This is a genomic window from Streptomyces sp. NPDC058092, from assembly GCF_042884935.1.
Classification (GTDB): domain Bacteria; phylum Actinomycetota; class Actinomycetes; order Streptomycetales; family Streptomycetaceae; genus Streptomyces.
In genome coordinates, this window is sequence record NZ_JBHVSY010000031.1 from 1 (window position 1) to 24,085 (window position 24,085).

Here is a 24,085-nt window from a genome sequence, read left to right on the forward strand (position 1 = left end):
GGGGTGGGGTCCGGTCGTCTGTCGGCTCGGCGACCGGACCCCGGCGAGGGATGGTCAGACCATGTCGCGGTACTCGTCGGCAATGTCGCCGACGTAGGCGAGCAGGTCAGCGGCGCGGTTCAGGAGGACGGCCCGCTCGGTCTCGTCCGTGCTGCTGTCGAAGTCGGTGAGGTACGTGACGGCGCCCTCCAACTCGTCGGTGTCGAACCTGGCCATGCCGAAGTTCTCGGCGGCCGTGCTCAGCTGGTCGATGAAGTCCGAGACGGTGGTGGCGGGCTCTTCCTCGGCGACGAACGCGATGCCGGCGGCGTAGCGGCTGATGAGGTTGGCGGGGGTCAGGGGCTGGGTGCTGGTGGCCATGGGGCGGGTCCTTTCGGTCAGTGGCTGCTGATGGCGGCGGATGCTTCGGATGCGTGCTGGTGGAGGTTGGGGTCGGTGAGGGCGTACAGGGCTTGCTCGCTGTGGTGCTGGGCGAGCTTTTGGCGGTCGAGGGGGAGGTTGCGGAGGGCGGGGTTGGTGTCGGCGGTGGCGAGTCGGGCCACAAGGTGGGCGAGGGCGGTGAGGATGTCGGTGCCGTCGGATGATCCGGCGAGCGTCGCGAGGAGCGTCTGGGTCTTGTCGGCGCTGTGGCGGTCGAGCGCGAGGAGTCGGATCCCGTCACGCAGGAGGTCGATCCCGGCGTGGATTCCGGCGAGGTCGTCGAGGACACCGGCCAGGTCGTCATCCAGGGGCGGGACCTGATTGCCCTCGGTGTGGACGGGGTTGGTGGTCACTGCTGGCCTCCGAGGAGCTTGGCGAGGGCTTCGGAGGCCTCCGCGGCGGCCTTGAGGGCTTCGGCGTTCCGTTCCAGGGCTGCCTGCAGTTCCGCGGCGGCGTTGGCGTGGGCCTGCTGCTCTTCGGCGGTCACAGCTCCCCGTCCCATTCGCCGGTGACGAGCTGCTCGTACGCGGTCAGGGAGGCGTCGGCGTCCGGTGAGTTGAAGACGTCGTCAAGGAGGGACTGGGGGTCCAGGTCGTCGAACAGGTCCTGGACGGCGGCGTAGATCTGGGAATGGTTGTGGGCGACCGCGGCGGCGGACCACTCGCTGGGCTCGGCGTACATCTCAGGCCACCGCCTTGAGGACGCGGTCGGAGCCGGTCCATGCGGTGCCGATCGCACCGACGGTGTTGGCGGAACGGTCGTGGACGACGATCGCGAACTGGGCGGCGCGGCGCTTGAGGATGCGGCGTGCTTCGGTCCGGTTGGTGGTGACCTGGAGGACCTCGTAGGTGCCGTCGGCGTTGTCGTAGACGACACCGGGCTTCCGCGGTCCGATCTGGCCGGCGACGACGCGGGCCAGGGCTTCGTTGATGTCGGGGTCGGGGGTGAGTGCGGTGGGTCCGCTTGTGCGGCTAGGCTGCTTCATGCGGATCGACCTCCTGTTATGGCAGGTGGGACACGGTTCGCCGGATCCTTCGGGGTCCCAGACGGCTCCGGTGCTGAAGACACCGGGGCCGTTCTGCGTTTCGGGCCGCCGCCGTTTCCGACGTGACCTACTGAACACCACTTCGCAATGCGAGTCAACCGCTCGCATTGCGTTGCTCCGTAACAGTGTTGCGGGTAAGGTCGTGCCCATGACTAGCAACCGTCCGGCATATCGCCATGTCGCAGATCTGTTGCGTACCGCCATCACTGACGGCACCTTCGCGCCCGGCACTTCACTGCCTGGGGACGCGACGCTGGCCACGCGGTACGAAACGAACCGAGGAACCGTTGGTCAGGCAGTTCGCCTGCTTTTGGCCGAGGGTTACCTGATCAAGAAGGGACGCAATTACGCCGTGAGTCCACTGCTCAACAAGATCCACCGGGATGCCAACGTCCGGTACACGAAGTCCTTCAGGGAGGCCACCGCCGACGGTGCGCCATCGAGGGGCGCCTTCGCGTCCGAGGTGAAGGCGCTCGGGATGCGGGCCGTGTCGGAGGTCAGCATCGACCGGGTCGCTCCGCCGGCCCGTGTCGCCGAACTGCTCGAGGTGTCACCAGACGAGGCATCGACCCTGTCGCGGTCGCGCCGGATGCTGGCCGACGAGACGCCTGTGCAGCTCGCCACGTCGTACGTGCCGGGCGACATCGGGTTCGGAAGTGCCCTCGAGGACATCGACACCGGGGCCGGCGGAATGATCAGCCGTCTCGCCGAAATGGGCCAGGCGCAGTCCGACATCACCGAGGAGATCAACGTTCGGCCCCCGTCGCAGGAGGAGGTCGAATCTCTGGAGTTGGCCGAGGACGCCCGCGTCTACGAACTGCTCCACATCGCCCGGACCGCTGAGGGTCGCGTGGTGGAGGTAACCGTCCACATCATGCCCACGCACCAGTGGACGCTGCGGTATGGATGGTCCATCGACGCTGACGGATCCGAGGGGGCCAGCAACTGATTCCTAGAGCGTCCGGGCATCCAGCCCGTGACGCACGAACGGCCGGAGGGGCTACCGACCCCGCCGACCGTCCTATGCACTACCGGCTTGCGAATAGCCGACAGCACGTGACGCACCAACCCTCATCACTAAGGAAGGCCGTCGCCTTGAGACTACTTGTTGGCGTGACTCTCGCATTCATTCGGGGCGCAAAAACCGCAGACCGGGGGCTCCGATGAAGGAGCGAGACCCGCGCACGGTCACTGGGACCCCACCCGTAGTCACGTTTGCTACCGGAGCCGAGCTCCTCATGCGCCTCGGCCTATGCCTGCACATGACCCGCGAAGGTGTCCGACGCATCGCGTACAAGCATCCCGACTGGCCCTTCGGGCTCGACCGGCCCTACCCGTACTGGGAGATCGCCAGGGCGGACGTCATGGAGACGAAGCCCTTCCTGGAGTTCTTTCAGTCGCACCCCATTGTCGGCCGCGGACCGGACAAGGCGCCACGGACAACACGGAGCGTCTCGTGACCCGGTTACGCGGTGACATAGCCGCGGTTCGCGGTAGTCCTGGACGCGCGAAAGACCGGTGGTTCGCAGCTCCACCGGTCTCTCAAGCACAACAGCGGGTTCCCGCCCGCTGCAACAAGAACGCCGCCATCAGAAAGCCGAGGTTCTCGTCGATGAGAGTACCTGTAGCAACCCGTGCCACCGCAAGCCCACACAGCGTGATCCTCCGTACGGCCGGGGTGACGGTGTGAGTGAGCAGCCCGGAAGCAATGAGCTGGAAGTCCGAGAGACGTTCAAGCTCGCCTCGGAGTTCGCCCCACATATCACCGTCACTGAGGAGACGTTCTTCGGTCATGGATGGCAGCCGCTCACCACATCCATGTTGATGAGCCTCTGGTTCCTGCCAGCCGACGCCAGCTTCGACATTCCCTTCCTCGTCGACTGGTACCAGCGTCTCGGCTGGAAGGGCGCCAACGGCAAGCCGCTGGGTGCGCCCGTCATCCGCCGGGAGATTGGCCTCATCCGTGAGGCGGGGTACGTCACGGTTACCCGGTTGCGCGGCGAGAGCGGCCAGGCTGTCGGGATTCAGTACAGCGTTTCGCAGCGCAGGAGCGACCAGCCGGAGAGCGGCGCGTGGATTCCGGTGCTTCCAGGCACAGAAGGAATCCGCAGGTCAGACCACGTGCAGCCATTGCCCACACGTGGCGAATCACCACACGTGGGCAATGGAGATAGCAGCAGGTCGGACCACATGCGGCCAATGCCCACAGGTGGGCAACCGCCACATGTGGCCGATGGCGCAAAACTGCAGGCCGCACCACGTGTGGGCAATGACGGATCCCCCCCACACCCCCCGGAGGAGGTAACTACCTCCTCCCCCTACCCCCTCACGGACACCACCGGCAGCAGCCCTGTGCGGTTGCAGACGGAGGGGGAGGAGGCTGGCTACGCCGAAGAAGACCTCAAGACAGCTGTCGACGTCTTGCAGCTGCTGCCAGACCCGTGGACGCAGGGCAAGCTGAACGCGGGCAGGCTCGCACCGAAGCTGCTTGCCGTCATGGCCGAGCAGGGATGGCCCGACATCCAGACCGTCAACCGCCAAACCCTGGCAAAGCAACTGACGAAGAACCCACACAAGGTGACGAACCCGTACCGCCTGCTGGCAAGTGACCGGATCCCGAACCTGCCTCGGTACGAGGTCGTTGCTGCTGCGCTCCAGTCGGCCCGCGCCGCCTCGGCGATGGAGATGTGCCCCGAGCACCCGAAGTACCGCGCGGGAAGCCGCTGCATTCCTTGCCGCACGGCCTGACATACAAGCGCTGGCCGGACCGTTACCGCGGTCCGGCCAGCTTCCCCTGCCCGATGCACCGAACAGGAGACCACCAGTGTCCAACACCCGCGAGCTTCCCTCGCAGCGCCATGACGCCGGCGCCGACGATTCCGACTGGGGCACCGCTACGGCGCTCGACATCATGCGCAGGCCGCCGCAGAGCCTCGATGCCGAACAGGCGGTTCTCGGGGCGCTCATGAGCAGCACCGGGGCAGCGAATAGGTTCTTCGCGGAGACGCTCGAGACGGGCCTTGTCGCGGACGAGTACTACCGGCCCGCGCACAGCATGATTCACCGCGCCATCTGCACCCTCTACGAAGCCCGCGAGCCTGTGGAGCCCCTCGCCGTCGTAGAGGAGCTCACCCGGCTGGGAGAGCTCGCCAAGGCCGGCGGCGCCTCGTACCTGCACACCTGCATCCAGGCCGTGCCCACGGCGGCGAACGGGGCGTACTACGCGGAGATCGTCCGAGCGAAGGCGTACCGGCGGGCTGCGATCGAGTCGGCGATGAAGATCCTGCAGTACGCCTACAGCGAGGAAGGCGACGAGGCAGACGTACGCAGTCTCGTCGAGCAAGAACTCACCAGCATTGCCGCGGGCATGCCTGGCCTCAGCGCCGCTCCTCCCGTTGTTGGCGATCTGTACCTCGACTTCGTTTCCGAGCTCGAGGACATTCAGAACGGCCGAGAGGTGGGGCTCCCGTACGGTCTGGCCGATCTCGACATGGTGACCGCGGGCATGAAGCCGGGGAACGTCACGGTCATTGCCGCACAGTCCGGCGTCGGCAAGTCGACCCTGGCTTTGAACGCCGCCGTGTCCACGGCGAAGACTGGGGCGAAGGTCATGTTCTCGTCGCTCGAGATGAGCGGCACCGAGCTCATGCAGAAGATCGCCGCAGCCGAAGGAAAGATCCCCATGCATCACCTCACCCGCGAGGGAGGCTTGACCGCTGACGGGTGGAAGACGATCGAGCGTCTGGGGCGAGACCTGTTCAATACGCTACCGTTGCGTGTCTACCGGCCTGACGGTGCCGCCCTCCGTGACATCGAGTCAGCGGCCCGGGCGTGCGTCCGTGATGGCGGCCTGGACGTCCTCGTCGTCGACTACTTGCAGCTCGTCGAGGTTGAGCAGAGCCGCAGCATCAGCCGTGAGCAGGCCGTTGCGGCAGTGTCCCGCGGCCTGAAGAATCTGTCAGTGCAGCTCGAATGCCACGTCATCGCCCTGTCTCAGCTCAACGACGACGGCATGATGCGCGAGTCGAGGGCCATCAAGAATGACGCGTCCGTTGTGATCAAGGTTGAGCGACCCGACATGGACGAACCCGAGTCACCGCGTGCTGGCGAGGTCGACCTCGTCATCGAGAAGAACAGGTTCGGGCCGACTGCGACGGTCACGGTGGCCGGACAGCTGCACTACAGCCGTTTCGTCGACATGGCGCAGACGTGAGCCCACCGTTTTGACCGCGCATCACCCCGCAGCGCAGCGCCCCCAGCCCGGGTTCGGGTTGGGGGGCGCTGCCACGTCTCAGCGCCTACGCGATTCCCATTGTGTGAACCATAGGAATTCAGGTAGTCTCAGTGCTGCACGGGGACGCCGCCATCCTTGCCAGACAACCGGCGTCCCCTACAGCACAGCCGGAGCTGGGCACGCCCATCATGTCGCCCTCACGCCCAGAAAGGTAGTTGGCCCATCGTGCCCAGCTCCGGCCCCAACTTCTACGCCCTCGCCGCCATCCCCGCGCTGACGGTCTTACAGCTCGCCTCCCCTACCGCGGCCGGCGCCCTGATCCTGAGTATCGGCGCCGCGCATACCCTCCGCGAACTTCTTGCCCGGCGAAAGCCGTAGGCAGGGGGAACGGGGTGGCGGGTGAGGGTGAACCTGGAACAGCCCCGCCGCGCCTACCCCGAGGACCCCTGTGAGCACTGAGACGTTGACCCGGTTCCGATGCGACGCCCCGCAGTGTCAGACGAACGGCATCGGAGCCAACAACATCACCCCGCCCGACGGGTGGTCGGTCCTCAGGTCGACCGCCCATATTCCCGTCACGAAGGACCACCCGTTTCCTTCCCGCGGCCGCCGGAAGGCGCTGTCGTACAGCGAGCGTTGCTACGGCAGGTTCTCCGTTCACCTCTGCCCCGAGCACCCGGACGCGTTCAACGCCCACCGGCCGATCACTGACGGGCGCGGCTACAAGTCGAACGTGGCAGTTTCCTGCACCTGCGGGGCAATCCTCGGCACGGCGCCGGCCGCCACAATGGTCGGCCAGTACCCGTCCCACGCGCCCGAGAGCGCCTGGTTCCGTCACCTGCCCGTCGAGCTCCGCTGGTACCTGTGGCGCGGCGAACGCCAGTGGGCCACGAAGACCGTGAACCACGGGATCGCCAACATCACGAAGCACCCGACCGAGGAACGGGCCCGCGACTACGCGAACACCACGTCGGGGCTCTATACCATCCCGACGCTCGTCTACCGGGACGCCGAAAGCGACGAGTGGACAAAGGCGTAAGGGAACGCCACGTTCGATCCTGATCGGCACCATCGACCCGGCCTGACCCTCCCACCCTGCGCCCCGGACCGACGTACTGGTTCGGGGCGCAGCCGTGTCCTCTCGCGTCCGTGAGAATGAGAGTGCGGCGTGTACGCCCGGGCACCAGACCAGCGTCCCTCACAGTGGTCTGAGACCACCGGCGTAGGACGGAAATCGGCATGACGGCAATCGACACGGACAGCGGACCGGCCCTCGCCGAGAGCCTGCTGCATGGCGTCGGGAACGAGAACTGGCAGGCAGCTACCCGGCTCCTCGGGGCGCACCGTGACGGCTACTGGCTGCGCCGGTTCCTCGACATGGCCACCATCCCTATCTGGGACACCCCACCGATCATCGACCGTTCCGGCACCCACCCGTGCATCGCATGGAACTCCCTCGGCGGTCGTCTCAACATGAGCGGGGGGGATTGGCCGAAGGCGTCATCCAGCGAGATCGCGGTGCTGCAGGTCGCTGCGTCGCTGATGGGTGAGTGGCAGGTGGACCTTCGCCGCGTCATTTACGCCCTGGACGACGACGAGCTTCGGCTTGTCCTGCGTGCGATCGCTGAAGTGGGCAACGTCAGCATCAGCACGGCCTGAGACTGGGCCCTCGTTCCGGCCCGGGCGGCCGCGAACTCTGCGCCCACACAAGCCCCGTGTGGTGCCCTGCGGCACACGGGGCAGGTTCTCCCCCGCCCGGCACGGCCGGATCGCGCCCTACCCGCCCTGACGGCCCGCCCGGACCCTGTGAACCATGGGGGACACCGAGAACACCACAGACTGCCCGGACCGCCCTGACGACGCGCTGCAGGCCGCCCTCGAAGGTGCGACCGCCCCGCCACCACCCGCACCGCCCAACTGCCCGCACTGCGGCCTCCCACAAGACCGCTACCCCACCCTGGACGGGCACTGGGTGCTCCTCGAGCCCGGCATCAACGTAGCCGCCCACACCATTCCCCCACGCCGGCGCTGGATCCTCACCACGGACCGGAAAGCCATGAACCTCTGGGATGCCGAGCCCACGCAGGGCGCCCAGTGCCACATCGCACACCGCGCGGTCTGCCCCTACCTTCCGCCCGAGGACGACCCCCTATGGGTCACCGCGCTCCGTCAGGAGAACGAACACCGGGCGCAGCGCCTGTTCAACCTCCCCGACGGCTGGGACCTCCCCGATACGGGCTGAGCGGCGTCAGCAATACTGCGTGACGGTGAACTAACGAACAGACTCAGCGGATGAACGACACGCGCCTCGCGCCCCAGACCGTCCTCCCGTACCCGCCCGGCACCATGTGGACGTTCCGCGCCAAGGGCACCAGCCACGAGAAGACCGCGGAACTCGCTCTCCTGCCCGAGGCCAACGGCAGCAGCATCACCGACGAATACACCGCCGCCGACATCACCGCCCAGGAACTGTGGACGATGTGGGTCGACAAGTACGCCGACTACCAGCACGAACAAGCACCGTCTGAGTACCAGCCAGGCGAGATCCGGATCTACTGGACCGTCACCACGCCCCAGGTAACAGACGTGTTCGAACTGGCCCCGCACTCACTTGACTCCCGCGCTCGTCGAAGCGGCGCGTACGTACCGCCGGAGACGTTCGAAACGCTCTACACCCACCCCACGCACGCTGACACTGGGGAGCCGCTCAACTGGCTGCGACTGCCCGTCCTTGACCGCGGATGGAACTCCTCAACGTCGGACAAGGGTGGTTTCATCCAGGAAGTCACCGGGTGGAAGCCGTCCCCGCTGCAGCCCACGATGGACGTCCGCCAGATCGGCGCCGCAGCCGGCCTGTACGTACCGCCGCTCTAGCCCGGTACCGTGTGCCGCGGCTGGGTTCGTCCACCCCCGGTGACACGTTCTTCACCCCAGCCCCCTGTACCCCGGATCAGCGCTCTGGCCCGGGGTACAGCCGTGTCCGCTACCGTGCGATCGCCACCTGGGCGGCACGAATGAACGCCGCCCGCGCCTCAGCGAACGCATCAGAACCATCCTGAACAAGGCGGCTGCTCCAGCTTGCCGACTCAACCAAAGCCCTTCCGCAACGTACGACCTCTTCAGGTCCCTCGAGTTCGAGCAGCAGGTAGGCGCGCATGCCTGACACAGGTTCTGGCTGCCCAGTGATAGGCCCTCGGCTGGCCACGGACCCGACGGCGTCGAGGAACTGTACGTACACGTTTCGGCGGGCCTCCCAGCGTGACTGTGCGCGCTGCTCCTCCAGCGTTTCCTGCACCGTGGCAATCAGGGCGTCGGCCTGCCTGTCCCCCGCGTGCTTAGCCGCATCGGCTTGCCGGTGGCCAGCGCTCCGTGTGAACCATCCCGTCACGATGCCGCCGACTACCGCGGACCCGGCGCCTATTGCGGCGCTCACCCATTCGCTCATGCCGGGATTCTGCCGGACTGCAGGCCAGCACAGCCGTGTCCTCACCAAGTCCCCCAGCCCGGTCCTGCATCCTGTGCCCATGGCCGACACCTTTGATCACGCCCCGCAGGTATGGAACGCCGCGCAGCTCCGTGAGGCGCTCAAGGACCTGCCCGACGACACCCCCATTCACATCGGTGTCGCCGAAGACCCCGGTGACTTCGACGGGTGGCGGGACGGCGTCCTTGTCGACGCCCACCGCGTGGAGAACTGGTGGCCGGCCACCTTCGACGCCCCGGAGCGCACGGAAACGGAGAAGGCAATCACCTTGTTCGCCGACTGGCGGCCCGGGGAGTACGACCTGCTCGACTGAGCGAACCCCGATCGACTACCGGGCAGCGGTGGCCCAGCGGATCCATGCCATGAGGCCCTGCGTTGCTGCCTGCTGACGGGTCGGCCAGTGGTCCCGGTTGCCGGACGGGCCGAGGGCCGGTAGGTAGTACGTCCAGCCGTTGCGGCCGCTGCGAGAGGCGCCGCCGTACGACGGGGTGACGACTACGAGGGCCGTCCCGTCGTCGGCCGTCATGTTCCATTCGCTGGTCGTCGACCAGGACGCCGCCTTCACAAGCTGGGAGTTATCGGCAACGGCACACGCCTTCGCTTCGGTGAGGCGCTTCGGCCGGTTCGTCGTCATGATGCGCAGTCTGCCACCAGGCTTCGCCCGCGGTCAGAGTTCGATGACGGCCCACAGGCGGCGCCCGTCGGGCCCGGTGTCGGTCCCGCACCCGGTGACGGCCTGGTGCGCGGTGATCTGGTGCAGGACATCCCCGCCTCCGTCGTCGTGACCGGTGGTCAGGTTGGTGTGGTGGGAGAGGGCGAGGATGCACGCCTGCCCGTCCTGATCCGACAGGTGCACCGTCACTTTCGTTCCACCGTCGGCAACCGCGGCCTCGACGAGGAGCGTCGTCACCGCTTCCACCGCCGTGACCGTGTCCGGGGCTGGCCGGTACTTCCACTTCCCGAGCTGCTCCAGCACCGCAGTCCGGGCTTTCCGGGCCGCCCACGGCGCTGACTCCAACGACCAGTTCGCCCCGCGACGGTTCACCATGCCCACCCCGCGCCGCGCCGTCGGCACGACCGGGCCGGGCGTGTTCGGGCGGGGCGGGTTCGGCGGCTTCTTCGGCGGTGGCGGCGTCTTCGGCGGGTACGACGGCGGGTTCGGGTTCGGGTTCGGGCCGGCTTCCACGGGCTGTGACACGGGGCCTCCCAGGGGTGCGGGGCGGGGTGGTGCCGTCCGGTCAGCGTAGGCGCGGCAGAGGCGGTGGGGGCCGGTTCGGGCAGATGAGGCCCTGGTGGGGAGGGAGTTGGGGTGGATCCGGCTCACCCATTCCCCAATTCCCATGGTTAACGCAATAGGCTTTGAGGTAGGGTGAGACTCCACCCTCCAACAGACCGGGGGCAATCCCGCGCACATTCCACGCCACCCTGAAACCAGCCCCCTTCCCCGAGGAGCCCGCGATGACCACCCTCGCCCGACAGTCCACGGTCCAAGTCGCTACCGACGTCCTCCACCTGGCTCTTCGCGCACGCCGGTTCCTTGAGCAATGGGAGGCGCTGCGCCACCAGCACGCAGCCAGAGCCGACCAGCCTTGCCGCTACTACCTCGGTCAGCGCGTGCGCACCACCGTGGACGAACTCTCCCTCTGGGGAAGCGCCTCGGCACCTGCGGGAACGCTCGGCATCATCGCGATGCCCGAGGACGAGTGGGGCGACTACGCCGTAATCCTGGACAGCGACCCGTCCGGTCGACTCACGCATTTGGTGAGAACGAGCTCGAGCCCGTCGACGAACAGGGCGCCGGCCGATGACCTCACCCGTGACACAGCCTGGCGGCCCCGCCGGTAACGGGGCCGCCCGGGACCACCACACCACACACACCACGGAGGACCCATGTCATACCCGCAGTTGCTCACCCCGACCGAGAAGCTCGCCGACGCCAAAGCCCGCCTCAACATCCCGACGATCGTCGTGATCTGCGGCAGCACCCGGTTCATGGACGCCATAACCGACGCCGACCGTGAACTCACCGCGGCCGGCCACATCGTCGTGAAGCCCGGCTGCAACATGAAGCAACCCCACCCGCTTTGGGCGGACCCGGCCGACGCCGAAGCGCTCAAGGCCCGGCTCGACGACCTGCACCGGGCGAAGATCCGCCTCGCCGACGAGGTGCTCGTGGTCGGCGATTACGTCGGCGACTCCACCCGCGCCGAGATCTCCTACGCCCGCGACCTCGGCAAGCCGGTCCGGTTCACCCACCCCAAGGTCGACCCCGCCACCAAGGAGACGACCCGATGACCGACCGCCCGAAGATCGCCGCCCTGTACGCCGAGCACGCCAGCCCCGAAAGCATCCGCATCGAGATCAAGAAGGCTCGCGCCGCCCGTGACCGGTGGCAACGACACGTCGAGGGCCTCGCCCGCCTGCTCGACACCCGCCTTGGCCAGATCGACGCAGGAACCTGGCCACCCGCCACCGAGGAGCCGAAGTGACCCACCGGACCAGCCCCGACACCGAGACGCAGCCCGCCACTGTGCTGGCCGCCGTCGACTGCCTGCTGGCCGCCGCCGACTGCCCATACGGCGAAGGCCCGGGTGATGGCTCCGGCTGCATCAAGCCCGCCGGGCACGACGGCGACCACATCGTCACCTCCGGCGTGGCCGTGATGCCGTGCAACCGAGCGGTACTCCACCAGCCGCACATCCCGCACTCGTGGTGGCCCCAGCCCGGAATGGCCTACGTCCACTGCCCCGGGGGCGCCTCGGCCGAGGAGCCGGGCCGATGAGCGACCTCGTGGTCCGCGCCTTCCGTGGGCGCCGCGCCTACTACCTGAGGCAGAGCGACTACTCGAAGACCCTCCGAGATGAGCCTGGCCAGTCCCCAGTCCGTGACCGTGCAGAAGCCCTGCGCCGAGAGCTTGCTGAGCGGTCGCACCGTTCCCGTCTCGGCTGGACGCACATCACCATCACGCCCGCTCCTGCCGTGACCGAGGAGCCGCCGCGATGACCGGCCCGTCCAGCACCCCCCGCAGCGAGCACCCCGGCCGACCCGGGACCCGCTGGGGAACCGTGCTCCGCACCACCGGCGAGCACGTCATACCCGACGACGCGCCCACAGCCCAGGCCAACCGAGCCACCCGACGAGCAGCAGCACGGAGGAAGAAGTGACCGACCAGCCGACAACCGAGACCGGCAACTGCTGCGTGTGCGGTAACACCCCGGTCGTCTACCGGAACTACCAAGAGCAGCCGTTCTGCGCCCACTGCGCCGACTGCGCGTGCGGCAAGGTGCCCTGCGTCAAGCCCGCCCCGGAGTGCACCCGGGAGCAGCGCCTGGCCGAGCTGGAGCAGCTGCGGGCCCGCGTGGCTGAGCTGAAGAAGGATGCCGCCGCCACCGCCGAGATCATGGAGAAAGCTGACGCCGACCTCGACGGCATCATCGAAACCGGCCGCTACTTCAGGCACCTCGCTGAGCACCAGCGGCAGTGGGGCGACCAGCACCGCGACCGCGCCAACCGGTACCGCGCCCGCACCGACGCGGTGAAAGCCGAGCTCCACGCCCTCAACTCTGAGACCCGAGGCCTGAACCCTGTTGCTCTCGCCGGCCGCCGTGATGCTGTCGCCCGCATCCGGGCCGCGCTGGCCACCATCACCCACGAGACGCAGGTTCCGGACGACCCCCGTGTGGCCGAGCTGGAGCAGCAGCTGGCCGACGCTGACGCGGCAGCCGACCACACCGACCGCACCTGTGAGGCCGTCGCCGGACGCGACCGGGCCGAGGCCGCCATCGAACGCGTGAAGGCCGAGTGCACCGCCATCGTCGCCGAGGTCTACGGCCAGCACGACCAGGACGACGACGGCATGCGTGAAGCCGTCCGCCGCATCCGTACCGCTCTCGGCATCCCCACCGGCGAACCCCAGCCCGACCCACGCTGCGACGCCGCCCGCGCCGCCCTCGACCAGCCGCAGCAGCCGGCCCCGGAGACCGCCCAGTGAGCATCTACGCATCGATCGGCGGTGTGGACGACGACCAGCCGTGCGGCCCGCCCTGGGTGTACCAGGGATCCCACATCCCACCCCATCAGGACGGGCCCCGAGGCGGCAGTGTCAGCCTCGCCGTCATCCCGTCACACATCACCGCCGACGGCAGGGACGACCAGCCGGAGGACGGGCGCCCGTGGCCGTGGCTGCGGTTGTCCGTCGACGACTGCGCGACCGGGGCGGGTGCGGACGCGCTCCTCAACCCGGTGCTGGCCCGGCACCTCGCCGACCAGCTCACCACGTGGGCTGACCGGGCCGCCGAGCCGCAGCAGCCCGCCGGGTCGTGAGCAGTGGAGGGGGTGCGGTCGGTGCCGTGGCCGCTACCGGTTGGCGAGTGACGGCACTGACCGCAGTCGAGGGGCCGGAGAGCGAAACGGGGAAGAGTCGGGTACGGGCCGTGCCACGAAGCTCCACCCCGGCCGAACCGGCCGCGGCAAGCTGTTCCCGAACTCCTCCCCACAATGTTTCCGCGGGTTCACGGGATTCCCGCTGCGAGGCGCAACCACCAATTTGGTAGGCGGTCTGGCCAGGAATCCCGCGCATGTAGCACTGTGATAACGGTCCGGCAGGTCCGCAGGCCAGTGCCCCACGTCGAACAGCATGACGGGTCGACAGATGGTTATCTACGTCCGATTTTTATCGCTAAGCGCCATGGCTATAAATAGGCTTTACGGCGCACAACATGTCCTATACACGGGGGATTTCACCGCATGAACAAGGAAGCACTCCGCAACCTCCTCAAAGAGCGCCGCGCCCTGATCCAGCCCGAAGGCCATGGACTCGAGCGGCCGACCGGGCAGGGGCGGCGCGCCCCCGGACTGACCCAGTACAACGTCGACGAACTGCTGCACCGGAACCCCGGAACGTACCGGCGCCTCGAGTCCGGGGCCTGGCCCAGACCCGACATCGACTTCGTCCGCGACGTCGCGATGCTCTTCGCCTTGAACGAGCAGGAGTGGGTGTCGCTGTGCCGGTACGCCGGAATAGGTAACCCGCCGGCCCCGCTCACCCCCAGCTCCGGAAAAGAAGTCCCCGGGGTCTGGCAAGAGGCGGTCGACGGGATGACGCACATGGCATACGTGACCGACGCGTCGTGGGAACTCATAGCCCACAACGCCGCGTTCGCCCGCATGTTCCCCCATGGGCGCATCCCCACGAACACCATGCGGTGGATGCTCTTGGACCCGGACGGGCGGAACACGCTCACCGACTGGGCCACCGCGTGGGCACCGCTTGTTCTCCCCCAACTCCAAGCCGCGATCTCTCTACGTCCCGAGGACGAGATCCTGCGCCAGCTCGAGAAGGAAGTCGTTGCCGACCCGGACTGTGCCCCGATCTGGGACACCGGCGGTGCCCACATTCACCCCGACGGCGACGAACGCCCCCTCCTGCACGCCCTGGACGGGCCCGGCTGGGTCACCATGTGCGCAGCCCAGCCCATGACCGCCCCCGGCGCCCGCCTCATCGTCCTCGTCTTCCACCCCGGCACCCAGCGCGCGCACCTGCGTACCCCGATGCTCCGCGCCCACTGATCCGCCCGGCCGTCAACACCCCTGGCCAGAGCCCTCACCCCCTTCCCGACAGCGCGGGCGGTACCGGAACCAGACCGCCCGCGCTGTTCGTAATGCCCTGAGCAGGGGGAATGCCAGCCCCGGAGTGGCTTAGGTTGTGCTCACCCCCACACCGCCGCTGGACCCTTCCCGCCGGAGGATGACGTGCCCGCCTACATAGCCCGCCCCAGCACCGTGTTCCCCGCCCACAAGGTCACCACCGCCGAGATCAGCGACGACATCCGCACCCACCACCCCGACCACCAACGCCTGCCCGCAATCCTCCGCATCATCGGCAACACCGGCGTCCAGACCCGGTACTTCACCCGCCCCCTGACCGCCCCGACCGTGTCCGGAGCCGCGGGCATCGGGGAGCGGGCCACCGCGGCATTCGAGGACGCCCTCGACCTGGGCGAGGAGGCCGCACGCCGCACCCTCACCGCCCGCCAGGTACGCCCCACGGACGTCGACGCCATCATCACCACGCACTCCACTGGCTGGGCCGTCCCCAACCTCGACATCCACCTCGTCGACCGGCTCGGCCTCCGCCCCGACGTCCGCCGCATCGCCCTCACCACCATGGCGTGCGCCGGCGGCACCCAAGCCCTCATCCGGGCCATCGACATGGTCACGGCAAGACCCGGGGCCACCGTCCTCGTCGTCGCCGCCGAAGTCATCTCCGCCGTGTACAACCACGCCGACGACGCCGTCGAGCACATGATCTACAAGGCGCTCTTCGGGGACTCCGCCGCCGCAACCCTCGTCACCGACCAACCCCTCGGCCCCGGCCTGGTCGTCGACACCCCCGCAGACACGTACGAGCACGTCCTCCCGGACAGCCTCACCCGCTACCATGGCCGCGCCGACGCAGCCGGCTTCCACTTCGACTCCACGAAGGAAGCCCTGTCCGCGGCCGACGATGTCCTCCCCGATCTCCTGGACTGGCTCGGCCCGAACATCGTCGACTTCGCCGTCATCCACCCCGGCAGCCAGCGGATCATCACCGACACCGCCACCGCCCTCGGCCTCGACACCCACGACACCCGGCACTCCACCGACACCCTCACCGACGAAGGCAACCTCGGCGGCGTCAGCGTGCTCCGGATCCTCGAGCGCACCCACACCGAACCCCCGCCCACCGGCGCCACCGGTGTCGCCGTCGCATACGGGCCCGGCTTCGTCACCGCAGCCATCCGCGGCACCTGGCAGGGCTGACAGCCCCGCACCGCCCCACCTGCCCCTACGTCGGCCGCACCCGACCAGGGGCAAGGAACCGGCCTGCCGGGCACAGCATGGAAGACATGAGCCCTTCCCCGGAACCCGCCGACATCACCCCCCTCACCCTCCTCCAAGCCATCCACGACCACCAGAGAAACTACGACGCCTCCACCGGGTGGGATCGGATCAAGCTGCACACGCCCTGGCGGACCCTCTGCACCGTCTACCCGGAGAACGTCGTGGACGCCGCGTACACCCGCGAATCCAGCCGCGGCTACCTGGCACGCGCGGCCTGCGCCTGCCCCACCAAGTGCGACCTCTGCTTCCTCAACGGCGTGTCCGCCTGGCTCACCGACAAGGGCCACGCCAAGCTCACCGAACTGAAAGCACGCGCCTGATGTCTATGGCCACCAGCATCGTCAGCCTCGCCGTGTCCCTTACGACGTGCGCCGGGGCGGCCGCCTTCGCCGTCAAAGCCCGCGCCATGCGGATCGAAGCGGAGAAGAAGGCCGCTCGGGCGATACGGGTCACCCGGGAGCAGCTCATCACCGGGCACCTGAAGAACAACGGCGGCTCCGCAAGGCTCGTCGTGGGCGACCGCGACGTCGAGGTCCACGTCCGCTCCAGCGGCCCGCCCGCCCAGATAGGTGACCAGGTAGCCCGCGCTATCCGCCGGGGGCGCAGAGGCGACGCCTGAGCGTTGTCAGTGCCTCGTGCGACGCTGTACCGGCCCGGTGGTGGTCTCACCTCGAAGCCGATGCCACCACCGGGCATGACAGCCGCCTCACGGGTTCATGGCGTGCCGAGCACCCTGTCCGGCCGGCACACCTCACAGGCCCGGGCCGCGTCGGCGAGCTCGGCAATGGCCCGCTCCCGGCTGATTTCCTGCAGCCGCTTCCCAGCGGCCCAGCAGTCGCCACGGTGAACCTCGGCAGCCGGTGAGCCGATACCGGCCTCCATGAGGCCCCAGTCCGGGGTGCGCGTGCGGCGCTGCTCCTCGGCTTGGTGTTCCCGCTGCTCGGACGACTCCTCGCCCCGCGGTTCCTGCCGACCCTGCCGCTCCTGGGCCTCGACCTCCCGGATCCGGGAACGGGTCTGGTGCAGCTGCCAGTCCAGCCACGCCTCCAGGGCCCGGAGCTTGTCCAGGCGGGATACCGATCCGGGGTCGACCACGGCTACGCCGCCTGCTCCTCGGACTCCTCGTGCACGTGCTTGAGGACCATCCGCGCCTCGACCAGATCGGGACCGCTCAGCGACTCCCAGAACGGGTGCGTGGACACGGCGACGCTCAGTCGGCGCAGCTCATCCTGGAACCGGCGCACTTCCGCGGCCTGCTCCTCCGTGTACCCGGGGCTGTCCGGCTTCGCGGACACATAGTTGCTGTGGAGCTGCTTGTCGCTCTCCCATCCGGGCATGGGCTCCGCCGACCACGGGAGCGTTTTCGCGTACTCCTCGTACGCGGCACGGGTCTGATGCAGGGCGAGCTGGGCGTCGCGCAGATCCTGCGGGAAACCGAAGGCGGGGCTGTTCCTAGGCACATTTCGATGCTACGCCTGTTCGAATACCGGATGCGAACGGGACGCACCGACACACCCGCCAGGGTCACCCACCCGCCGAAACCCTCCCTCTCCCCCACCCGCCGCTGCCACACTGGCCAAGGCCCGCCGTGTCACCCCCGTCGCGGCGGGCCACCCCCGGGAGGCCACCCATGACGTGCGGAAACTGCGGCGCAGCAGCCACCCAGGGCCCCGACGGGTCCTGGACCTGCAACAACCAGTGCGGCTGGTCCTCAACCACCCCGGCCACCGCCGTAACCCCCGAGATCACCACCACGCGCTGCCGCGGCTGCGACGCCCAGGTCTATGGCCTCGACGGCCGGTACGCGTGCGGGCTGTGCTCCTGGTCCAACCACTGGGACGAAGGCCACCGGCCTCTCCCCACCGCGGACACCGACGCCCGGGACGCGAACGTGCTGCGCTGATGCAAGAAAGCGGCCCACCATCCCCCCAGGAATGATGAGCCGCTGCTGATCAGCACCGCTACCGTACGGCTTACCCGGGCTCCGTGTACGGCAGAAGCACGGAATCCACCCGAGCCGCCACCGCGGCCGCGCGCCGCGGGTCCCGAACCTTCGGCGCACCCGCCAGCCGCGGCACCAGCAGATCCGGGCCCAGCACGTACACCGGACCATCCCAGCCCTGAACCCGGGCCTCCAGCTGCCCGCCGGCCACCGGCGACCCATGCACGACGAGGAGCGGCCACACCGCCACCCCCGGTAGCCCCAGGGCCGCCTCGACCAGCCTCGCGTACTTGACCACCTTCTCCACCTCCCCGTGCCGGTCCTCCGCCCCGCAGCACACCCGGCCCCGGACCAGCGCCGTGGTGCGGCCGCGGTGCCACGCCTTCGTATCCAGCACCACAACCGCGGTACCGCACGGAGAGACGAGGACGTGATCCACGTTGAACTGGCGGCCGCGTAACCGACGGTCGTGCCGTATCGCCCAGCCGCGGACCTCGAGGGCGGTCAGCATCCCGGCCGTGACCTCCTCCCCAGCGGCGCCATGCTGCCACCGGGCCGCCTGAGACTCCGCCCGCCGGACACCGGCCGTACGAACACCCAGGAGGGCCAGGAGACGCCGCCACAGACCACGCCGGGCATCCGCACGAAGAGCAGCAGCATGCGCAGCCGCCGAGTTCCGGGGCGTCACCGTGCGGCCTCCAGGACCTCGAGGGCGTGGGCCTGCCACAGGGCGGTGCCGTGCCCGCGGAACCGAGTCTTGCCCGCATCCCACCTGCAGGAGCAGCGCAGAAGGGCCTCGGGCTGCGCCGCGTCCGCGTCGGCGTACCCCCAGCGTGGGACGTGTGGTCCATCCGGGCCGGCCCACAGAATCGGAGCGTGGTCGGGGCACATGTAGCCGACCGCGGACGACTGCAGCCAACCCGGTTCGCCCTGGGCGATGTTCAGGGACTGGAAGCAGCCGGGGATGACGCACAGCCGCACTAGGGTGCCTTCCTGCTCCCACCGGTGCAGGGCGTTCACCGCAGCATCCGCGTGGGCCAGCCACTCGGACCGGGCGTGATCCCACGCCGTGCCGGGCTCCATGAACGCCTTCGACCCCGCCTCCTTCGCCATGGCCTCGGCAAGGTGTCGGCGCAGCCCTTCGGCGGGCTGCGGGGTGGTCTTCTCGGTCATGCTGCTCCTTTAACGGGTGATGTCACGATGGGTAGTTGTCCGCCCAGGGCGGGGAGAGACTTTCGTTACGCTGCGTCGACTTCACAGCGGGCGTCGAACAGTCCACGGGCCTCAGCGACCCGCACCGCGGCCGCCCGTCGCTCATCACGGGGCAGATCCGCCACGCCCAGAACCCGGTACGCCTCCGACAGTCGGGACGACACCACCGGTCGAGGCATCCCGAGCTGCTTCGCGACCTGCGTCAACGGAATCCCCGACGCCGCTACGCGCAGAACGGCAGCCATCCGCGGCGACAGCGCGCCCGGTACCCCACGCCGTCTCGGCGGCAAGGTGGGCATCTGCCACCGCTCGGACAGCAGATCGCTTATCGACATGCCCAGCGCCTTGCACACGTCCGCCAGGTGCAGCAGCGGAAGGGTGCCCTTGCCGAGTTCGATGGTGGCGACGACTTTGTAGGTCATGCCGGCGCGTTCCCCGAGGACGGTTTGGCTCCATCCGCGGGCGCGACGTTCGGCTCGGATGCGGTCCCCGACGTCGGCGAGGAGTTCGTCGCGGTCCTGGAAGACCGCGGGCCCGCCACCGACTGGCGACGGGCCCACCTGTGCGGGGGCGGTCACGGTGCCGGAACCTCCTTCACTGCGGTCCGGTAGGCGGCAAGCTGGTCCTTCACTACCGCGTCGCGGACGATCTCGTCGTGATCGAACGCAAGCGGTCCGGGCTCGGCTAACGGGACCCACTGCACGGCAACGGCGTCGTCTTTAGCCTGGGCGGTGGTGTCCGCAGGAACGGTGACGGCGTAGGCGACACTGACGTACCGGCCGCGCGGGTCACGACCGGGGCGGTCGTAGACGCCAACGAGGACCAAGTCGTCCGGGGAGACCTCGACGCCGGTTTCCTCCAGCAGCTCCCGGGCAGCAGCGCAAAAGGCCGTTTCGCCCACGTCCACATGCCCGCCGGGGAGGGCCAGCCGGCCCTTGTAGGGCGGCCAGCCCCGCTCAATCAGCAGGACATGACCATCTCGGATGCACACCACATCGGCGGCGTACCGGATCGTCTCAATGTCAGGCATGGTCAGTTCTCCTTCTCAGGCGGGCAGGTAGTGGATCTGGATGGCCATGTCGTCGCCCTCCTGGGCGAAGTCCATGAGCCAGGGGCATTCGGCGTCCTCGGGCTGCCACTCGAAGACCACCCAGGCGAGTTCCAGCCGGTCCGGGTCGTGGCGGTTGTGGTCGGGGTTCATGTTCTGGGCCTTGAAGTAGGCGGCCAGTGCGGCCCGGGCGGCGGCAGGGTTGGCGGTGGCGAGGATGATGTCCTCGTCCTCGAACTGGCACACGGCGACACCGGCGTAGGTGTTGTCGTCGAAGTGGCCGGCGGCGGGGTGGAAGCGGCCCATCGGCAGGGCGGGCACGGGCGCGATCTCGTCGAGGTAGCGCAGGCCCTCGTAGTCGGGGCGCACAGCGAGGTTCGACCGGGCGCCATCGAGGCGGATCCGGAGACTGGCCGGGTCCTCGGTGATCGCGGTGATGATGCCGGGGAGGTAGGTGTCCTGGTCGCGGTAGTAGGCGAACTCGACGCGGCGGCCAACCACCGCCTTGGTCTCAAGGGTGCTGATCATGGTCAGTTCTCCTTATTGGTGTACTGGCGGCGGATGTTGGTGAGGCGTTGGCTGAGCGGGAGCCGGCCGGACGGGAAAGGGGGAACAATGACGGCGTTGTCCGGGAGCCGGTCCCGGAAGTGGGCGGGGATCTCGCCCTGGCACCAGACGTCGTTCGACGTGACCCGCCGGCCGTCGGTGAACCGAAACGTGAACACCTGGCCCCGGTGGCCGAGCCACTGGGACTGCCTGGTCGTGTTGAACGGCTGAAGGACGTAGTGCTGGCCGTCAACGCGGGCAATGAGACCTGCGGGTTCCGACCCGCTGGCGGGCATCATGCCGTCGCTCTCCGCCCACCGGACTCGCTCCTCCCAGTACCGGCAGGCGAAGCAGGCCCCAGTCGTGCAGCACTGGTTGGTCTCGGGCGCGCTCATGAGCTTGCCTCGAACTTCGCGCAGTCGCAGATCCGGACCGGGCCCCAAACCCTGTTCGGCCCGATGGTGCGGGGCAGGTTGGCCCAGCACTTCGTGTCGCCGTGGTGGTGGTCCAGGCCGGTGTGACCGCAGGAGCAGCGGGCATTGCGGGGCGGGAGGGCGCGGGACGGGTATGCCGGGGCGCTGCCATCGGCAGGATGCGCGTTCAGTTCGGCCACCTGCGCACGAAGGGCGGCGGTCTCGGCGTCGATGACGGCCTGGACGCGCTGCTCGAACTCGGTCTCGTCGGCGTCTGAACCGAAGGTGAACATGGCGGCCAGGCGGGCGCGGGCGGCGGACTGGTTGGACATGGAATGCCTTTCAGGTGGTGGTCGGGGTGTGTCCGCCGGTGATGGCGGTGAAGCAGTGCCAGGGGCTGGCCCGTGACGGTCAGAGGGGATTGCCGTCGCAGTCGTCGTGATCCGCTTTGTCATCGGTGTCCGGCCGCTGCTCCTCAGCCAGGGCGACCAGCCAGTCCGGCGGAAGAATCGACATGCTCTCGGTGTGTGTGGCGTACTCGATCGCATAGGTGATCGGGTGCGGAAAGTCTCCGGGCGCCCAGTACATGAAGTGGTAGGAGACGGGGCGGCCACCACCGAAGGGGTTCGGGTCATCGGGTCGGGCAGCGACCCGGCTCCGGTACATGGGGCGTGGCCACCGGTCCACGAACCTGTCACGGGTACGGGCTTCGGGTGCCGCCCAGCCGGTTATGTGGAGCCACCAGGCGATTTTCGACTGCTCGTCGGGCCGGCCGAAGATTTCCATGTCTGTGCGGGACCGGACAACAAACCCGGCGTCGTGCAGGGAGTGCAGCCACCGCAAAAGCATCGTTCCGCGAACCCCGGACTGGGTGAGACCCATCGTGCCGACCTGCCACACCACGACCGCGGTGTTGTCTGCCAGGCGCCCGCATTCCCAGTCCCCTGCCGGGGTGCTGGCGAAGTTCTTCACCATGTGCTCGTCGACGTGCAGGGCGAACTCTTTGGTCAGAGGCCCATCGGTGGCGGCGGGATGAACTTTCGATACCCGTGGGTGCTCGGGTACCGGGGCAGGCTCCGGGTTGGGCGCAGGCGGCGGGTAGTCGGCCGGGTTGTAGGCGGCGACCTGGACCCGTTCGGCGTCCTCCCGAGTACGAAACCCCATCTGCAGGCCGGCCGGGCCCCACGACGCCCACCGCTCCTTGACCGGGATGCTGGGGTCGGTGCAGTAGTACGTGCCTCCGACGTCCTGGCCGGCGATGACGATGAAGAAGTCGTCACCCTCCTTGCCAACTTTCCCGAGGTTGGCGTACCGGTCGTTCTCGGGGCGGCGAGTGACTGTCGGGGCGGTGGCCGTCGTCATGGCGAATTCCTTTCTGGGGTAGGCGCCTGTGGGGTGGGTCAGACGGTGGTTTGGGTGTGGTCGCTGGTGAGGGCGGTGAGGAGCACGGTCACGCTGCTTCCCCGCGCAGCGCGGCAAGGAGCGTTGCCCGGTTTGCGGCCTGCTGCGTCGGTGACAGCGGCATACGGCCGTCCGGCGGCTGGTAGTCGTACACCCGGCCGGTAGGCACAGCCTCCGCGTACAGGCGTTCCAGGGCGGTGGCGTGACGCCGTTCCGGGGCGTTGGCGCGCTGGAGTCGGCGGCGCACCCCGGCAACGTGCTGCCCGGAGACCCCGCAGTGCTGCTTGATGTACTCGTTGTTGAAGCCTTGGTGGATCAGCTCGGCAACGTCGGCACGAATGTTCATCACTGCCCCTGGTCCTGGCTGCGGGCCATGCGGAGGGCGCTGCGGCGGACCGACTTCTCGAAGGCCGTCCATCCGGCGTTGCGGGCGTTGCGGCGGGCGAGGAGGCGCTTCATCTCGACGGTGGCGGTGTGGTCGGCCATGGGGTTCTCCCGTCAGGTCTCTGGGGTGGGGCCACCGGCCCGCGCCCGCCGGGGGTGTGGGCGTCGGGCCGGTGGTTCATCGGCCGGTGGGCTGCTGGCCGGGTTTGCCGCACCCTCCAGGGGGTGATGGGCGGCGGCTTATGGGGTCAGACGTTGTCGTTGCGGAGATCGCGGCGCAGCTGGTTCCGCTCCGTGCGGCGAACCTCGCGGTGGAGCTTGGCTTTCCCGCCGTCGAAGCCGATTTCGTCGTCGTAGCGGTGGAGGCCAGCGGCCCGGTTGCGGAGCATCACGCCGGGGCTGCGGGGTTTGCGTCGGGCCATGGGGTGCTCCCTCGTACGGTGCGGCGGTGTCTGTGTGGTGGGCCGCTCCCTCGGGGGGAGGAGCGGCGGTCTGTGGGTCAGGCGGCGGTGCGGAGCTGTGCGGCGCGCACCATGTACGCGTCGGCAAGCAGACGCCCCGCAGCCTTGGTTCCGACCTGGGCGGCAAGCCGGGCGTGCACGTCCAGGCCGGTGTCCTCGCCGAGGTGGTCGGCGAGGTGGTCGGCGAGGTGGTCGGCGAGGAGCTGCGGGTCGGTGGGGAGGGGCGCCAGGTGCGGGAGGTCCTCGTCGTGGGGTTCGACCGCGATGAGCGTCCCGGGGTCTCCGAGGTAGGCGGTCAGGTTCCATGCGGTCAGCTCGGCAAACTCGGGGCTGTAGTACGGGCCGAGGGCCACGGTGGGGAGGCCGGGGCGGGCGACGGTCACGGAGTAGCGGGAAACGGGGAGGGTGTTCACCGTGTACCGGCGGGCGTCGTAGCCGAAGCCGGCCCACTGGGCGGCGTGTACGGGGGCGACCTCGGTGAGGAGGTGCTGCCGGATCTCGTCGACGGTGCCGTCGGACACGGTGCGGATGGTGTCGGGGACGGTGTAGCCATCGGGGTCGATGAGTCGGAGTTCCTGCATGAGTCCCCCATGTGCCTTGGGTGGGTTGTTGT

General features: G+C 68.7%; 44 protein-coding genes. 22 read left to right on the plus strand and 22 right to left on the minus strand.

Features of this window, described 5'->3' with window-relative positions; all coding sequences use genetic code 11:
• Positions 1 to 54 precede the first annotated feature (54 nt).
• The 5 genes from ACFVV1_RS34900 to ACFVV1_RS34920 are packed head-to-tail and all read right to left on the minus strand — an operon-like array spanning position 55 to position 1,405.
• On the minus strand, positions 55 to 360 hold the full coding sequence (locus tag ACFVV1_RS34900; protein ID WP_389997890.1) for a hypothetical protein: 306 nt from the start codon (positions 358 to 360) through the stop codon (positions 55 to 57).
• 17 nt (positions 361 to 377) lie between these two features.
• Positions 378 to 773, minus strand: a complete 396-nt coding sequence (locus ACFVV1_RS34905; RefSeq protein WP_389997893.1) for a hypothetical protein — start codon at positions 771 to 773, stop codon at positions 378 to 380.
• A complete protein-coding gene (locus tag ACFVV1_RS34910; protein ID WP_389997895.1) occupies positions 770 to 907 on the minus strand; it encodes a hypothetical protein in 138 nt (45 codons plus the stop codon). The genes ACFVV1_RS34905 and ACFVV1_RS34910 overlap by 4 nt, the downstream gene beginning before the upstream one ends.
• On the minus strand, positions 904 to 1,101 hold the full coding sequence (locus tag ACFVV1_RS34915) for a hypothetical protein (protein ID WP_389997897.1): 198 nt from the start codon (positions 1,099 to 1,101) through the stop codon (positions 904 to 906). The genes ACFVV1_RS34910 and ACFVV1_RS34915 overlap by 4 nt, the downstream gene beginning before the upstream one ends.
• Before the next feature lies 1 nt (position 1,102).
• Complete coding sequence (locus ACFVV1_RS34920; protein ID WP_389997900.1) at positions 1,103 to 1,405, minus strand: hypothetical protein; 303 nt, start codon at positions 1,403 to 1,405, stop codon at positions 1,103 to 1,105.
• A gap of 208 nt (positions 1,406 to 1,613) precedes the next feature.
• On the opposite strand from ACFVV1_RS34920, the gene ACFVV1_RS34925 reads away from it, so the two are divergent.
• The 8 genes from ACFVV1_RS34925 (at position 1,614) to ACFVV1_RS34960 (ending at position 8,573) form a co-directional block, all read left to right on the plus strand.
• Positions 1,614 to 2,414, plus strand: coding sequence for a GntR family transcriptional regulator (locus tag ACFVV1_RS34925; RefSeq protein WP_389997903.1), 801 nt, complete (start codon positions 1,614 to 1,616; stop codon positions 2,412 to 2,414).
• 313 nt (positions 2,415 to 2,727) lie between these two features.
• Entirely contained in the window at positions 2,728 to 2,925 is a 198-nt protein-coding gene (locus tag ACFVV1_RS34930) for a hypothetical protein (RefSeq protein ID WP_389997906.1), read from the plus strand.
• Positions 2,926 to 3,151: 226 nt separating this feature from the next.
• Positions 3,152 to 4,213, plus strand: a complete 1,062-nt coding sequence (locus tag ACFVV1_RS34935; RefSeq protein ID WP_389997908.1) for a hypothetical protein — start codon at positions 3,152 to 3,154, stop codon at positions 4,211 to 4,213.
• 76 nt (positions 4,214 to 4,289) lie between these two features.
• A complete protein-coding gene (locus ACFVV1_RS34940) occupies positions 4,290 to 5,678 on the plus strand; it encodes a replicative DNA helicase (protein ID WP_389997911.1) in 1,389 nt (462 codons plus the stop codon).
• 469 nt (positions 5,679 to 6,147) lie between these two features.
• On the plus strand, positions 6,148 to 6,738 hold the full coding sequence (locus ACFVV1_RS34945) for a hypothetical protein (protein ID WP_389997914.1): 591 nt from the start codon (positions 6,148 to 6,150) through the stop codon (positions 6,736 to 6,738).
• 200 nt (positions 6,739 to 6,938) lie between these two features.
• Positions 6,939 to 7,358: a hypothetical protein gene (locus ACFVV1_RS34950; protein WP_389997917.1), complete on the plus strand. Its 420-nt coding sequence runs from the start codon at positions 6,939 to 6,941 to the stop codon at positions 7,356 to 7,358.
• Positions 7,359 to 7,512: 154 nt separating this feature from the next.
• Positions 7,513 to 7,941 carry a DUF6083 domain-containing protein gene (locus ACFVV1_RS34955; protein ID WP_389997919.1) on the plus strand — a complete coding sequence of 143 codons (429 nt, stop codon included), beginning with the start codon at positions 7,513 to 7,515 and terminating at the stop codon, positions 7,939 to 7,941.
• Between the two features lie 50 nt (positions 7,942 to 7,991).
• The gene (locus ACFVV1_RS34960) at positions 7,992 to 8,573 is read left to right on the plus strand and encodes a hypothetical protein (protein ID WP_389997922.1); all 582 of its coding nucleotides are present in this window, start codon (positions 7,992 to 7,994) and stop codon (positions 8,571 to 8,573) included.
• A gap of 109 nt (positions 8,574 to 8,682) precedes the next feature.
• Here ACFVV1_RS34960 and ACFVV1_RS34965 read toward each other — a convergent pair whose 3' ends face one another.
• Positions 8,683 to 9,144, minus strand: a complete 462-nt coding sequence (locus ACFVV1_RS34965) for a hypothetical protein (RefSeq protein WP_389997925.1) — start codon at positions 9,142 to 9,144, stop codon at positions 8,683 to 8,685.
• A 79-nt stretch (positions 9,145 to 9,223) separates the two neighbouring features.
• Between ACFVV1_RS34965 and ACFVV1_RS34970 the strand changes: the two genes are divergently transcribed.
• Entirely contained in the window at positions 9,224 to 9,496 is a 273-nt protein-coding gene (locus ACFVV1_RS34970) for a DUF6225 family protein (RefSeq protein ID WP_389997928.1), read from the plus strand.
• A 15-nt stretch (positions 9,497 to 9,511) separates the two neighbouring features.
• Here ACFVV1_RS34970 and ACFVV1_RS34975 read toward each other — a convergent pair whose 3' ends face one another.
• A complete protein-coding gene (locus ACFVV1_RS34975) occupies positions 9,512 to 9,817 on the minus strand; it encodes a hypothetical protein (RefSeq protein WP_389997930.1) in 306 nt (101 codons plus the stop codon).
• A 33-nt stretch (positions 9,818 to 9,850) separates the two neighbouring features.
• On the minus strand, positions 9,851 to 10,381 hold the full coding sequence (locus ACFVV1_RS34980; protein ID WP_389997933.1) for a hypothetical protein: 531 nt from the start codon (positions 10,379 to 10,381) through the stop codon (positions 9,851 to 9,853).
• A gap of 260 nt (positions 10,382 to 10,641) precedes the next feature.
• Here ACFVV1_RS34980 and ACFVV1_RS34985 point away from each other — a divergent pair, with 260 nt between their 5' ends.
• The 12 genes from ACFVV1_RS34985 to ACFVV1_RS35040 all read left to right on the plus strand — a co-directional run bounded on the left by ACFVV1_RS34985 (position 10,642) and on the right by ACFVV1_RS35040 (position 16,684).
• On the plus strand, positions 10,642 to 11,028 hold the full coding sequence (locus ACFVV1_RS34985; protein WP_389997935.1) for a hypothetical protein: 387 nt from the start codon (positions 10,642 to 10,644) through the stop codon (positions 11,026 to 11,028).
• 45 nt (positions 11,029 to 11,073) lie between these two features.
• Positions 11,074 to 11,478, plus strand: coding sequence for a hypothetical protein (locus tag ACFVV1_RS34990; protein ID WP_389997937.1), 405 nt, complete (start codon positions 11,074 to 11,076; stop codon positions 11,476 to 11,478).
• Positions 11,475 to 11,672 (plus strand): hypothetical protein, encoded by a 198-nt coding sequence (locus ACFVV1_RS34995; RefSeq protein ID WP_389997940.1) that lies wholly within the window; start codon positions 11,475 to 11,477, stop codon positions 11,670 to 11,672. The genes ACFVV1_RS34990 and ACFVV1_RS34995 overlap by 4 nt, the downstream gene beginning before the upstream one ends.
• Positions 11,669 to 11,965: a hypothetical protein gene (locus ACFVV1_RS35000; protein ID WP_389997942.1), complete on the plus strand. Its 297-nt coding sequence runs from the start codon at positions 11,669 to 11,671 to the stop codon at positions 11,963 to 11,965. The genes ACFVV1_RS34995 and ACFVV1_RS35000 overlap by 4 nt, the downstream gene beginning before the upstream one ends.
• The gene (locus tag ACFVV1_RS35005) at positions 11,962 to 12,186 is read left to right on the plus strand and encodes a hypothetical protein (protein WP_389997945.1); all 225 of its coding nucleotides are present in this window, start codon (positions 11,962 to 11,964) and stop codon (positions 12,184 to 12,186) included. Before ACFVV1_RS35000 ends, ACFVV1_RS35005 begins: the two co-directional genes overlap by 4 nt.
• Positions 12,183 to 12,347 (plus strand): hypothetical protein, encoded by a 165-nt coding sequence (locus tag ACFVV1_RS35010; RefSeq protein ID WP_389997948.1) that lies wholly within the window; start codon positions 12,183 to 12,185, stop codon positions 12,345 to 12,347. Before ACFVV1_RS35005 ends, ACFVV1_RS35010 begins: the two co-directional genes overlap by 4 nt.
• Entirely contained in the window at positions 12,344 to 13,174 is an 831-nt protein-coding gene (locus ACFVV1_RS35015; RefSeq protein ID WP_389997951.1) for a hypothetical protein, read from the plus strand. The genes ACFVV1_RS35010 and ACFVV1_RS35015 overlap by 4 nt, the downstream gene beginning before the upstream one ends.
• Entirely contained in the window at positions 13,171 to 13,506 is a 336-nt protein-coding gene (locus ACFVV1_RS35020) for a hypothetical protein (RefSeq protein ID WP_389997954.1), read from the plus strand. The genes ACFVV1_RS35015 and ACFVV1_RS35020 overlap by 4 nt, the downstream gene beginning before the upstream one ends.
• 423 nt (positions 13,507 to 13,929) lie before the next feature.
• Entirely contained in the window at positions 13,930 to 14,751 is an 822-nt protein-coding gene (locus ACFVV1_RS35025) for an XRE family transcriptional regulator (protein ID WP_389997956.1), read from the plus strand.
• A 183-nt stretch (positions 14,752 to 14,934) separates the two neighbouring features.
• The gene (locus tag ACFVV1_RS35030; protein ID WP_389997959.1) at positions 14,935 to 15,984 is read left to right on the plus strand and encodes a PhlD; all 1,050 of its coding nucleotides are present in this window, start codon (positions 14,935 to 14,937) and stop codon (positions 15,982 to 15,984) included.
• An 86-nt stretch (positions 15,985 to 16,070) separates the two neighbouring features.
• Entirely contained in the window at positions 16,071 to 16,385 is a 315-nt protein-coding gene (locus ACFVV1_RS35035; protein WP_389997962.1) for a hypothetical protein, read from the plus strand.
• A gap of 5 nt (positions 16,386 to 16,390) precedes the next feature.
• Positions 16,391 to 16,684, plus strand: a complete 294-nt coding sequence (locus ACFVV1_RS35040) for a hypothetical protein (protein WP_389997965.1) — start codon at positions 16,391 to 16,393, stop codon at positions 16,682 to 16,684.
• Positions 16,685 to 16,779: 95 nt separating this feature from the next.
• Here the strand turns inward: ACFVV1_RS35040 and ACFVV1_RS35045 are convergent, their stop codons facing one another.
• Complete coding sequence (locus tag ACFVV1_RS35045; RefSeq protein ID WP_389997968.1) at positions 16,780 to 17,160, minus strand: DUF6233 domain-containing protein; 381 nt, start codon at positions 17,158 to 17,160, stop codon at positions 16,780 to 16,782.
• Positions 17,161 to 17,162: 2 nt separating this feature from the next.
• Complete coding sequence (locus ACFVV1_RS35050) at positions 17,163 to 17,525, minus strand: hypothetical protein (RefSeq protein WP_389997971.1); 363 nt, start codon at positions 17,523 to 17,525, stop codon at positions 17,163 to 17,165.
• A gap of 170 nt (positions 17,526 to 17,695) precedes the next feature.
• On the opposite strand from ACFVV1_RS35050, the gene ACFVV1_RS35055 reads away from it, so the two are divergent.
• The gene (locus tag ACFVV1_RS35055; protein WP_389997974.1) at positions 17,696 to 17,968 is read left to right on the plus strand and encodes a hypothetical protein; all 273 of its coding nucleotides are present in this window, start codon (positions 17,696 to 17,698) and stop codon (positions 17,966 to 17,968) included.
• Positions 17,969 to 18,038: 70 nt separating this feature from the next.
• On the opposite strand, the gene ACFVV1_RS35060 is transcribed toward ACFVV1_RS35055, so the two are convergent.
• From ACFVV1_RS35060 to ACFVV1_RS35115, 12 genes are all read right to left on the minus strand, one after another.
• Positions 18,039 to 18,779, minus strand: a complete 741-nt coding sequence (locus ACFVV1_RS35060; protein ID WP_389997976.1) for a nuclease-related domain-containing protein — start codon at positions 18,777 to 18,779, stop codon at positions 18,039 to 18,041.
• A complete protein-coding gene (locus tag ACFVV1_RS35065; protein WP_389997979.1) occupies positions 18,692 to 19,180 on the minus strand; it encodes a hypothetical protein in 489 nt (162 codons plus the stop codon). Before ACFVV1_RS35065 ends, ACFVV1_RS35060 begins: the two co-directional genes overlap by 88 nt.
• A gap of 65 nt (positions 19,181 to 19,245) precedes the next feature.
• Entirely contained in the window at positions 19,246 to 19,797 is a 552-nt protein-coding gene (locus ACFVV1_RS35070) for a helix-turn-helix domain-containing protein (protein WP_389997982.1), read from the minus strand.
• A complete protein-coding gene (locus ACFVV1_RS35075; RefSeq protein WP_389997985.1) occupies positions 19,794 to 20,249 on the minus strand; it encodes an NUDIX domain-containing protein in 456 nt (151 codons plus the stop codon). Before ACFVV1_RS35075 ends, ACFVV1_RS35070 begins: the two co-directional genes overlap by 4 nt.
• 15 nt (positions 20,250 to 20,264) lie before the next feature.
• Positions 20,265 to 20,795, minus strand: coding sequence for a hypothetical protein (locus tag ACFVV1_RS35080; protein WP_389997988.1), 531 nt, complete (start codon positions 20,793 to 20,795; stop codon positions 20,265 to 20,267).
• 2 nt (positions 20,796 to 20,797) lie between these two features.
• Positions 20,798 to 21,208, minus strand: coding sequence for a hypothetical protein (locus tag ACFVV1_RS35085; RefSeq protein ID WP_389997990.1), 411 nt, complete (start codon positions 21,206 to 21,208; stop codon positions 20,798 to 20,800).
• Positions 21,205 to 21,558 carry a hypothetical protein gene (locus tag ACFVV1_RS35090; RefSeq protein ID WP_389997992.1) on the minus strand — a complete coding sequence of 118 codons (354 nt, stop codon included), beginning with the start codon at positions 21,556 to 21,558 and terminating at the stop codon, positions 21,205 to 21,207. Before ACFVV1_RS35090 ends, ACFVV1_RS35085 begins: the two co-directional genes overlap by 4 nt.
• Positions 21,559 to 21,637: 79 nt before the next feature.
• Positions 21,638 to 22,588, minus strand: coding sequence for a hypothetical protein (locus ACFVV1_RS35095; protein WP_389997995.1), 951 nt, complete (start codon positions 22,586 to 22,588; stop codon positions 21,638 to 21,640).
• Positions 22,589 to 22,676: 88 nt separating this feature from the next.
• The gene (locus ACFVV1_RS35100) at positions 22,677 to 22,973 is read right to left on the minus strand and encodes a helix-turn-helix domain-containing protein (protein ID WP_389997998.1); all 297 of its coding nucleotides are present in this window, start codon (positions 22,971 to 22,973) and stop codon (positions 22,677 to 22,679) included.
• Positions 22,973 to 23,113: a hypothetical protein gene (locus tag ACFVV1_RS35105; protein ID WP_389998000.1), complete on the minus strand. Its 141-nt coding sequence runs from the start codon at positions 23,111 to 23,113 to the stop codon at positions 22,973 to 22,975. Before ACFVV1_RS35105 ends, ACFVV1_RS35100 begins: the two co-directional genes overlap by 1 nt.
• 146 nt (positions 23,114 to 23,259) lie before the next feature.
• On the minus strand, positions 23,260 to 23,433 hold the full coding sequence (locus ACFVV1_RS35110; protein ID WP_389998003.1) for a hypothetical protein: 174 nt from the start codon (positions 23,431 to 23,433) through the stop codon (positions 23,260 to 23,262).
• A gap of 77 nt (positions 23,434 to 23,510) precedes the next feature.
• On the minus strand, positions 23,511 to 24,053 hold the full coding sequence (locus ACFVV1_RS35115) for a hypothetical protein (RefSeq protein WP_389998006.1): 543 nt from the start codon (positions 24,051 to 24,053) through the stop codon (positions 23,511 to 23,513).
• Positions 24,054 to 24,085 lie beyond the last annotated feature (32 nt).